Below are 11,667 nucleotides of genomic sequence, written 5' to 3'. Positions count from 1 at the left end.
TGCAGGTGAAGTTGATTCTAAAGAAATTAAAGAGCTATTTGGTGCTGGTGAAGGTGATGTAACACCTGAAGGTTTAAGTAGCTGGTTAGGTAATAAAGGTGGATACTGTACATTAACTAAAGAATGTATGCCTTCTTGTAACTAATTATCTTTATAAAAAAATAAATTAATAGGAGTGTTGAAAATGTCATCAAAAAAAGTAGTAGAATCTTGGAAAAACCCGGTATTACGTTCTAAAAATGAGGATGCGCCAAGTCATCCTGCAGGTGAAGTTGATTCTAAAGAAATTAAAGAGCTATTTGGTGCTGGTGAAGGTGATGTAACACCTGAAGGTTTAAGTAGCTGGTTAGGTAATAAAGGTGGATACTGTACGTTAACTAAAGAATGTATGCCTTCTTGTAACTAATTATTTATGTTGAACAACTCTATTAGAGAGGCGGGGAATCTGCTTCTCTAATTAATGAAAGGAGCAGTAATATGCCGGTAAAACATAGTGCATTTATTGATGAAATAAAAATTAATGATCATACAGTTCCAGATTCTATAGATTACATAAATTATTGGAAAAACACATTTGAAAACAGTGAAAATAAATTTGAAGAGATCTTAAAGGATCTTTCAGGTATTCAGGTATCGACTCTATCTCAATTAGAGCATGATGAATACATTATAGATAAAGTAGATGCCCTGCTATCATTAACCTTCTCAGAGTTTGACAGTTTCCAAACATATGAATTTCCCCCAACAATCGAAGAGCATTTATCAAAAGCAACTTTTTACGGTTTTTTTAAAAAATTTATGAGTTACTCATTTTCTAAAGTTCATAAATCATTGAATACATATTCGTTCTTTGAAGAGTCACAATTATTGGCACCCCTAGAATATATGTATAAAAGATTATATGAATTATCCCACAAGACATTAATATTAGAACTTAATATTCAACGCGTTCTTGGAAACTTAGAAGGAGAAACTTCAGAAGAACGTTACAATCATTTTTGTTCTTATATTAGTACAAATGAATTTTTGGTTTATTTTAAGGATACATATTCTGCATTATATAGAACGATGTTAACTACATTAATCCATTGGTCAAATAATATTACTACCCTTTACTATAATCTTGAACAAGATAAGGAACAAATCCAAGGGACCTTTAATATTGATATCCAGGCGAATAAACTAATTACAGTTACATTGGGACTTGGCGATGAACATAATGATGGCAAAACAGTTTCATTACTTGAATTCCTTCCTAACATGAAACTTATTTATAAACCCCGATCAATTGGTGTCGAAGCAGCATTCAATGATTTAACTTTTTGGATAAATAATCAAGTTAATGATAAAGCTCAACTGTATTCACCAAAAATCATCGATAAACATTCTTATGGTTGGGTTGAATATATTGAGAATATAGAATGTCAAACGGAAGAACAACTTGAATCATTTTATTTTAAAATGGGAAGTCTTTTAGGAGTTTTATATAGTTTAAATGCTGTGGATTTTCACTATGAGAATATTATAGCTATGGGACAGTATCCTGTTCCAATCGATCTTGAATCTTTATTTCATCATGCGAAAATATTGGAAGAAAAAGATGATTCTGCCCATAATAAAGCACTAAATGTAATTAATAGATCTGTTCGATCCACTGGGATTATTCCATTTCTTGCATTCAATAGCGATAATCCTAACTATAAAGGTCTTGATTTAAGTGGTCTTAGTGACAAAAACGATCAGTTATATCCATTAAAAGTTCCTTCCATAGAATCAAAAAACACTGATGTTATGCATGTAGATGCAAAATATACATTTGTTAAAGTAAATGAATTTGAGAAAAACAAGCCTATTTTCAGAGGTGAAAAAATTTCATATAAAGATCATGTAGACATTATGATAGCTGGTTTTAAATATATTTATGAATGGATTTTAAATAATAAACAACAGTATAGCAATTATATATCAGATAAATTTAAAAATACGATAGTAAGAATGATTCTACGACCTACCGCCGTATACGGTGAGTTACTAAGAAAAAGTAAACATCCTGATTTTTTACAAAAAGGATATAACCGAGATATTTATTTCCATACTCTGGCATTGGAATCCGAGAACAAACCGAAAGAAATTATTAAATCTGAAAAAACTGATTTACTCAATGATGATATTCCATATTTTTATACAACAGTGAGTAGTAATCATTTATATCATAGAGAGCAAATTTGTATTCAAAACTATTTTGAGTCATCTCCTTTAGAAGCTGTAATACAGAAGATTGATGATCTTAATATTGTAGATTGCTCACAACAAATTCGAATTATGCGAATGAGCTTTTTAGCACATTCAGCTACATTTGGTGCAAATGAACAAGCTATTGATCCATATCGTAAGGTCCATATTCATGCTAATAAATCTAAGGAATTTTTAATTGAGGCACGTCATATAGGGGATTATTTAATTGCTAATGCTATAGAAGGAAATAATCAATCTGATCTTTGTTGGATTAGTACCGTAATATCCGCCTCTAATGAATATAAATGGGATATTTATCCTGTAGATTTAGATTTATATAATGGCTTAAGCGGTATTTCTCTATTCTTCAGTTATTTATATCATTTGACGGGAAGAAATGATTATAAACTAACGGCTGAGAAGTCTATTTATCCTGTAATTAATTCACTCCAAGGATTACCTGAACAAAGAATATTTAATATTGGTACTTTTAGTGGCGTTAGTGGTTCAATTTATGCTTTAAATCATATTAATCAATTATCACATACTAAACAATATGAACAACTCATACTCGATTCTATGAAACTGGTTGTTAGTAAATTATCGCAAGATAAAGTATTTGATATTATTGATGGAACTGCCGGGGTAATCGGGGTACTAATAGCTCTTTATAAAGATAGTGGTAATAAGGAATATCTAAAACTTCTCAAACAAGCGAGTGAGTACTTAATAAATGCTGCATATCATCATCCTGGAAAAGAGGGGCATGTCTCCTGGAAACAAAGAGACGATATTTCATGGATTGGATATTCTCATGGAACGGCAGGTATTATTACTGCTTTGGTGGCAGCCAATCAATATATAAACAATCCCAATATTTTAGAATTAGCAGATAAAGTTTTATCCTATGAAAATAGTTTCTATGATTCAAATCATAAAAATTGGAAACTTCCTTCTAAGGATAATCATGCTGTTGCTTGGTGTCATGGTGCACCAGGAATCTTATTAAGCAGGCTAATGTTAAAAGAAAGTAATTATGAAAATAGTATACTTGATCAAAATATATATGCGGCTTTAGATACAACTATTGATAAATCGTTTGGTCATAATCGTTCACTATGTCATGGGGATTTTGGAAATTTAGATATTCTTTTGTATGCAGCAAAAGTGTTACAAGATAAAACATCTTACGAACGAGCAAATTCTATTGGTATACAACTTTTAGAGTATTCTAAAACGCATAATTGGAAAAAAGGGGTCAGTACGGGAACTGAATCGTTTGGTTTAATGACAGGCCTTAGTGGGATTGGAGTAGGTCTTTTACAACAGTCTGACTATAATTCAATTCCTTCTATTTTAAGGTTAGAAGAGGCTAAATCATAAAAGGGGACGGATACATGAAACGGCTAAAAATTCTTATGACTATACTTTCCGTATTCTTGTTAAGTTTAGTTACACAACCGGTAAAAGCAGAAAAAATAGAGACAACGGATAATTATAAATTTATTCTTTTGGATAACGAAATTCAAAAGAATAACAAAGAAAATATTATAAACTTTTTAAAGGAAAATAATGCAATTGAGATTAAATATACTCCAGAAATCCAAATGATTTCATATAAAGAAACTAATAGTAATATTCAATCCGATTTAGATAGTAAAATACGTACTAAGTTTAAAGCATCTATAGAAAATGTTGCTAATAGTGCTAAATTAACTTTACAAGATCCAAAGATTTTAAATCCAAATGAGCAGTTTGCAAATAATAAGTTAAAATATAATTTATCTTCGAAACGAACATTGAATTCCATTACTATTAATGAACCTGTCTCGAATGTTTCGCCACCTTGGCAAATTGCCAAGGTAACTGATAATTATAAATCTCACGAGATAACTTTAGGAGAAAAAAATGTAAACATCGCTTTAGTTGATAGTGGTGTAGATTATAACCACCCTGAACTTAAAAATAGTATTAAGTATTTAGAAGGGAAATCCTATGTTCCCAGTGAACCGGATCTGTTAGATCAAAATGGCCATGGTACTCAGGTTGCAGGAATTATTGCAGCTCATGATAAATTAAAAGGGATTGTTCCAAATATAACCATTACTCCATATAAAGTTATAGGGAAAAAAGATGGTGAATCAGTTTGGACTATACAGGCTATTATTGATGCAGCAAATAACGGAGCAGACGTAATAAACTTAAGTTTAGGAACATATAAGGCTATAAATTTGGACGATGAAAACGCAATTATAAAGGCATATGAAAGGGCTATTCAATATGCGAAAGAAAAAAATTCTATTGTAGTTGCTTCAGCAGGCAATGAAGGAATAAACTTGGATAAACCATTTGAAAAAGTAGATGATGAGAAAGGTGTATTGTATAAAATTCATGTACCTGGTGGATTAAGTAATGTATTAACGGTATCGGGAACAGACAAGAACGATGAATTTGTAAATTACTCCAACTTTGGTCCAGAGGTAGACTTTAGTGCACCAAGTGGTTCATATGGAACAATTATTGATAATCAATTCAAATTTGATCCATCCTATTTAATTGGTACTACCTATCCAACTTATTTAGAACCCACTATGTTGGATGCTCAACTAAATACACCGAAGGGCTACACGCTAAACCTAGGGACTAGCTTATCTGCACCATCAGTATCTGGTACATTAGGAGCTATTATCTCAAGGTATTATGAGCTTCATTCTACAAAACCTTCGGCAGATATAACTATCAAGTATTTAAAAGATGGTGCTACCGATTTAGGTGCAACTGGTAAAGATGATCAATATGGATATGGATTAGTTAATAGTTATAAAAGTACAAGTAGCGTTAAATAATTGTATTCTTAATAAATCTATTTCGATGATATTTTCAAATTACACTCACTATTATTTTAAAATAGGATGATAGTGAGTGTAGTATTAAATAAAAAATTGATTACAGAGTGTAATGGGGCATTGGCCAAATATCTCGCTATATAGACTGAAAATTCTGATAAAAAATATCAATTTTTTGTTATGCTTTGCCATCCTTTTTACAAAGCATAATAAACAATTGATATCCAGGAAATATAAGGATAAAATTAATTGATTGAAAATTATGACGTTAGGTGGTTGATTTCGTGAATAATCAAATTCTAAACATTAAAGGATTACATAAAAACTATAAAGAGAAACAGGTTCTAAAGGGAATTGATTTAACTATAGAAAAGGGTGAGATATTTGGATTGTTAGGCCCGAATGGAGCTGGTAAATCTACATTTTTTAAAATTATTTTAGGGTTGATAGAGGCTGATGAGGGAACTGTAGAAGTATTGGGAATGGATATACAAAAGAATAGAATAGAAATCTTATCTAAAACGGGTTCATTAATTGAAGCGCCAACTTTTTATGAGCACTTGTCCGGATATGAAAACTTATTAATTGCTTCTAAAATGAAACATGTTCATGATAAAGAACATATAAAAGAACTTTTGAATTTATTCAAACTATATGAGGATCGAAATCGTGCTTTTAAAAAATATTCTCTGGGTATGAAACAACGTTTAGGATTAGCTGCTGCTTTCATCAATAATCCTGAACTATTAATATTGGATGAACCTACTAATGGATTAGATCCACAGGGGGTTTATGAAGTGAAAGAATTAATAAAAAAAGCTCCAAAAATGTTTAATTCTACTATAATCCTTTCAAGTCATATTTTAAGTGAAGTGGAACAAATGGCTGATCATATCGGGATTATTCATCATGGAGAAATAAAGTACCAAGGTTTATTATCTTCCCTACAAAATAAACAATCATTAAATATTGTTGAAGTTAGTGTTAATAATATAGCTCTGACTGATAAATTACTTAAACAATCCAATTATACATTCAATGTAAATAATAACATCTTTAGTATTGAATATTATGATGAAAAATCACTGAATGATATTCAACAACTATTAGTAACGAATCAGATTTTTATTCAATCTTTCCAAACTAAAAAGCAGAATTTAGAGGAAGCATATTTAGATATTGTTGAACAAGGTGCTGTAAGTGTATGAGAAATGTATTAGCCACTGAGTATATAAAATATAGAAAAAGTCATTTTTGGTTTTTGGTTATCTTAGGACCTATTATACTTGCATTAGGTGAATTTGCTGGACTAAATTACTATAGTAATTCTCATACTATTAAATTAGAAACTATATTTGGTATAAATTTGCAAATTTTAAAATACATATTAAATTTTTTTATGGTGTTTATTATAGCTAGTGTAAACAATGTTGAATATAAAAATTCGACGTGGAAAAGAACATTTACGTATCCAGTACAGAAATTTAGTGTGTATATAAATAAGTTCTTTGTTGTTATGGTTGCTCTTATTATTACAACCGTAATACATATGACTTGTACAGTGTTATTACTTCCGGGGTTAGGTATTTCTTTAGATACGGTTTCCATGCAGCATGTGTTTGTCTTTACGTTATATCCATTTCTTATTAGCATTCCATTTTGCGCTTTGGCATTCATTATATCTATTAATGTATCAAATCAATCAGTGATCGTTGCACTAGCTCTAGCTTCGTATCTTTTTGGCGATATATTAAGTTCAGCTAAGCTTTGGTGGTTTCCTATTTCATATCAGATCTTATATTTTCCAATCAATTTTGTGAATAATCTAGATGTTTTTAATACATTATGGTCATATGATAAATGGTACATGCTAGCAGGAATTCCTATTACCATTCTCATTTTAGGAATTGGATACATTTTATTTATTAAAATGAATAATAAAAACTAACAAAGGAGATCTCAAATGATAAATTTAATTTATTCCGATTGGATAAAAATAAGAAAACACCCACAACAAATTGTATTATTCGTCCTAGCACTTTTTCCGATTATATATTCAATGATTATGTATACTAAATTTGTAGTAGGCAAGTATAATCATGGTTTGGATAATGATTGGATGGGCGTATGGATGTTGGCATCTTTCTTCTATGTTGGTTTTTTTCTTCCTGTTATTTCGGGGATGGTAACGGCCTTCCTGTGTCAGTTTGAAAACAAAACGAATTGGAAAATAATGCATCTATCTCCAAGTACTAATTTTAAAATTGTTTTATCTAAACTTGTATCCAGTGTATTATTATTTTCTGCACTACACTTAATAGTTTTAGTAAGCTTATATTTATTTGGAATGTATTTTGATTTTACAGATCCATTTCCTTTAGTACTTATGATTAAAGTATTTTTACTTTCTGTAGTTTCCACAATTCCACTTATTACAGTGCAACTCTTATTATTCTTATTTATTAAAACATCTATCACTTTTACATTTATTAATATAATCTTATCTTTAATCGGCTTATTTCTTTTTTCAGAAGTAAAGTGGGGATTTGGATATATATGGTCTTTACCATTCAAGTCTACAGAATTAGCTGATCAGGGTGTATTATCTATTGGTATATTATTGGTATCAATAGTTGCATTTACTCTTGGTATGATTTTAATTACAGTACGTTATGTAAAATCATTGAGAAAGACAGTATAGAAAGAGAAAAGGTCCTTAGAGAGACCAGATATTATCCTATTCAGGAAAACAGTTAAAAGAGTCCATATGTGGTTGGTGGACTCTTTTTTCTATTTATCTGGGTATTTTTTTATAGCGAAAAAAGGCTAATCTTTTCAAACATATACAGAAAAATTGACACTCCCGCCTTTAAAAGGACAATCTGGTTAACGCCCAGTAGGCTTCTTGTTATCAAAGACGACGTTTATCTCTGATAGCACTGACGTGTAAGATTGCCATCATTCTCACAAAATACCATTATAGGCTCGTGAGCTACGATACTATGACCATATTGTACAGCTAGTTGAGTGTTCGAATGTTTTAGCATTTCGTTCGTGTCTATAGTTGAATTAAATCCCAAAAAAACAAGTGCTTTTCTACGAAAAAACGATGTTTTCATCCTATGCCTAAAGGCGAACTAAAGTCTCTCATGGATTTTACCTTATCGCGAAATCTGTAAAGCGCAGCAAACATAGCTACTTGTTTGTTTCGGATCTAGTGTTACTTCCTCCATGCCCATCCCATATCCATATTATAAAATAGATATATAAAAATATTTTTCCTGTTAATACTGCCCTTAACATTATTTTAGGACATGTAACGAAACTTATACAGAAAAAACTATTTCCTATGAGATTTGTATATAAGTTGCTTTTCGTTATAAGTAACTACAATTTCAGTTAAATAAGTTAATACTTACTATATTAATATCTCTGAGAAGAGAATTTTCAAAGTAATGATTGGATATATAATGTTGAACTTATGTTAGTACTCCTATTACTCAAAGCCACATCTAGAAGGGTTTTAGCCCTTAGCCTCTTTTGTAGTAGTAAAAAAATAATGAAAAAACAAACGATAATTTGCTTTTTTTTTGATACTTTTTTACTAATTGTTATTAACATCAGGGAACGTATATATTTTAAGTACAATAAAATATATAGAAAGGAGCCTAGTTGATGTTTAAGAAGAAGGTACCATTTATAGAACAAGCTCAACAGACTGAATGTGGTTTTTGTTGTATAGCGATGATTACCGAATATCATAATAGTACCGTATCTTTTCATGACATGTATGAAAGGATTGGTAATGGAAGAGACGGAACATCACTATTTCATTTGAAGAATCTGGCAGAGGGGCTAGGATATGAAGCAAATTGTTTTAAAATTCAAGAATATGATGAATTATATAAACTCCCACTCCCTTGCATTATTTATTGGAAAGAAAAACATTATGTAGTACTAGAGGAAATATCTGAACATGGAGCAACAATTGTTGACCCAGCCGTAGGAAGAACGAAAGTAAAAAAGGAAGAATTCGAAAGGGATTTTTCAAAATATGTTATGACATGCGTACCAGGTACAAGCTTTGTTAAAAAGAAACGGAAAAGCTTGTGGTTACCATATATTAATATACTGAGAGAACGCCCATCCCTGATAATTAATTTAATTTTATTATCTTTTGTTTTACAGTTATTCACTTTAGGTATACCTCTTCTAATCCAATATTTAATAGATAGTGTCATTTCACCTCAAAATTTTAATTTATTAAATATATTTTTAATATCAATAGTATTTGTTGTGGGATTCCAATTTCTATTCAATATAGTTAGAGGTAAGGTTTTAATCGTATTGGAAAACTTTTTAGATAAACAAATGATGAGTAAATTTATTAATCATTTACTTCATTTACCTTATCATTTTTTCCTCTTAAGAAAATTTGGAGATCTTCTATTCAGAGTAAATAGTCTAAGAATGATTCGAGATATGATTGGGTCAAATCTTATTAAGGGTATATTAGATGTTGGATTACTAATTGTAATATTCGTTTTCATGATTATTAAATCGCCACTTTTGACTTTATCTGTTTTAGCGTTCACAGCTATTAATGCGGTAGTATTAATTGCTACACGCTCAAGAGTAAAAGAAGTTAGCCAAGAAGAAATTATTGCTAATACTGAAGTGCAAAGTATTCAAACTGAAACATTGTATGGAATATTCAATGTTAAAACAGCTGGAATCGAGGATAAAATATTTACTCGATGGAAAAAGAGTTTTAACAAATTATTAAAAGCTTATCGAAAGAAGGAAAACCTTAATAATTACGTTCAATCAGTAAGTAGCTCTATCGGGAATTTAGCCCCCTTAGTTACTCTTTGGCTTGGTGGTTATTTAATATTAAACAATCAGTTAACATTAGGAAATTTAGTAGCTTTTCACGCTATTTCCAATCAATTTTTTGGATTAAGCCAGTCGATTGTCCAAATGTTTAATTCTTTCTTTGTAACTGGTACGTATTTAAGAAGGGTACAAGATGTATTAGATGCACCGATAGAAGAAAAGAACACAGATATGAAAGAGATAACTAATCTCGAAGGCCGTATACGTTTTGAAGATGTAAGTTATCAATATACAAAATATAGCCCTATGTCTGTTGAAAATATTAATTTAGAAATTAAACCGGGTCAAAAAGTGGCGATTATTGGAGAATCTGGCGCTGGAAAAAGTACCATGTCTCGTCTACTATTGGGATTGCATAATCCGAGTGAGGGGAAAATATATTACGATGGTTTCGACTTAAATAATATCGAAAAATCATCATTGAGACGTCAAATTGGTGTAGTTCCTCAGGACGTTACACTTTTTAATAAGACCATTTTTGAAAATATTGCAATTTACGATAAGGATATATCGATAGAAGAAGTTGTCGAAGCCGCTAAGATAGCACAAATACATGATGACATTATGAAGATGCCTATGCAGTATAATACGTTCATATCTGAGATGGGATTCAATATATCTGGAGGACAGCGACAACGTATTGCACTTGCGAGAGCTTTAGTTCATAAACCATCAATTTTAGTGTTAGATGAAGCAACAAGTTCATTAGATCATCTGAATGAGAAGAAGGTAGATGATTATCTCAATGGAATAAAATGCACAAGGGTTGTAATTGCACATAGACTTACTACAGTAATGAATGCAGATTTAATAATTGTAATGGATAAAGGGACTATTATAGAAGCGGGTACTCATAAAGAGTTAATGTTAAAAGCAGGTTATTACTCTTCCTTCTTCAAAGATATAGAACCTGAGCACAAATTACTAGCAAATTAAGTGAATATATTTATGAATTTAATAACAAGAACTGTATTACTTTAAGAAAAAGAAAATTTAATTAATAAGAAAGAGGGATAAATATGGATATTCAAAGAAAAAAAACAGGAACTATGCGAAAAGTAGCAAGATATACCGGTGCAATAGCAATCCTTTTATTAGTGGTATCTTTTGTATACCAATGGAATAAAGGTTTAGAGATTGATAATACCGAACAATTAAGTCTAGCATTAGCTGCTGCATTTTTCCTTTCTAGTTTTATTCCCGAAAGAAAAAGAGATAGTAACTAACTTAATAAGCACTTGAGATCTATTTCTCAAGTGCGATTTTCTAAAAATATATATGTAAAACAAAAATTATATAGAGGAATTATAAATAATCATTCATACCGATACAAACTATAAATTTAACATTTTGGCTTTAAAAATAAAAAAATCTAGCAATTTAAAAGAGAAACAACTTAAATGTTTTCTACGTATTTAAATTCAAACTAAAAAATTATAAAAAAGGGTGGATATCAAATGTTTAGAAGAAAAAAATCAGATGAAATGCGAAAACAAAAATGGAATACTGGTGGATTGATTAGTGTAGTTGATGAAAATGAATTAAAACAGGTTGTAACGGGTGCTGGTTCAGACGATATTTATATAGAGACAGTTCCAGCTGCTATAGCTGCTTTTTTACCAAATCAGATGGTTACAAACCCAAACACATATCCTAATCCAATGAACATGCCTAAATATAGATAACCAAG

10 protein-coding genes are annotated in these 11,667 nt (G+C 30.5%); all 10 read left to right on the top strand.

Annotated elements, in window-relative coordinates; all coding sequences use genetic code 11:
* The coding region (locus MR083_RS24660) for a lichenicidin alpha family lanthipeptide (RefSeq protein WP_277931481.1) at positions 1–145 on the top strand (145 nt) is incomplete at its 5' end.
* A gap of 39 nt (positions 146–184) precedes the next feature.
* The gene (locus MR083_RS24655) at positions 185–406 is read left to right on the top strand and encodes a plantaricin C family lantibiotic (RefSeq protein ID WP_000095658.1); all 222 of its coding nucleotides are present in this window, start codon (positions 185–187) and stop codon (positions 404–406) included.
* A gap of 71 nt (positions 407–477) precedes the next feature.
* Positions 478–3,618: a type 2 lanthipeptide synthetase LanM family protein gene (locus MR083_RS24650; protein WP_046646246.1), complete on the top strand. Its 3,141-nt coding sequence runs from the start codon at positions 478–480 to the stop codon at positions 3,616–3,618.
* Positions 3,619–3,632: 14 nt separating this feature from the next.
* On the top strand, positions 3,633–5,081 hold the full coding sequence (locus MR083_RS24645) for a S8 family serine peptidase (protein ID WP_000825743.1): 1,449 nt from the start codon (positions 3,633–3,635) through the stop codon (positions 5,079–5,081).
* A 284-nt stretch (positions 5,082–5,365) separates the two neighbouring features.
* A complete protein-coding gene (locus tag MR083_RS24640) occupies positions 5,366–6,289 on the top strand; it encodes an ABC transporter ATP-binding protein (protein ID WP_001064635.1) in 924 nt (307 codons plus the stop codon).
* On the top strand, positions 6,286–7,029 hold the full coding sequence (locus MR083_RS24635) for an ABC transporter permease (RefSeq protein ID WP_242269979.1): 744 nt from the start codon (positions 6,286–6,288) through the stop codon (positions 7,027–7,029). Before MR083_RS24640 ends, MR083_RS24635 begins: the two co-directional genes overlap by 4 nt.
* Positions 7,030–7,044: 15 nt before the next feature.
* The gene (locus tag MR083_RS24630; protein ID WP_242269978.1) at positions 7,045–7,782 is read left to right on the top strand and encodes an ABC transporter permease; all 738 of its coding nucleotides are present in this window, start codon (positions 7,045–7,047) and stop codon (positions 7,780–7,782) included.
* Between the two features lie 974 nt (positions 7,783–8,756).
* On the top strand, positions 8,757–10,913 hold the full coding sequence (locus tag MR083_RS24625; RefSeq protein WP_000473624.1) for a peptidase domain-containing ABC transporter: 2,157 nt from the start codon (positions 8,757–8,759) through the stop codon (positions 10,911–10,913).
* An 83-nt stretch (positions 10,914–10,996) separates the two neighbouring features.
* Complete coding sequence (locus MR083_RS24620) at positions 10,997–11,203, top strand: hypothetical protein (RefSeq protein WP_000354467.1); 207 nt, start codon at positions 10,997–10,999, stop codon at positions 11,201–11,203.
* Positions 11,204–11,434: 231 nt separating this feature from the next.
* The gene (locus tag MR083_RS24615; RefSeq protein ID WP_000489764.1) at positions 11,435–11,662 is read left to right on the top strand and encodes a hypothetical protein; all 228 of its coding nucleotides are present in this window, start codon (positions 11,435–11,437) and stop codon (positions 11,660–11,662) included.
* Positions 11,663–11,667 lie beyond the last annotated feature (5 nt).

The sequence above is a fragment of the Bacillus cereus group sp. BfR-BA-01408 genome (assembly GCF_022663305.1).
GTDB classification, from domain to species: Bacteria; Bacillota; Bacilli; order Bacillales; family Bacillaceae_G; genus Bacillus_A; species Bacillus_A pacificus.
Note: the sequence above shows the minus strand (reverse complement) of the source record. Positions and strands in the feature narration are given on the sequence as shown.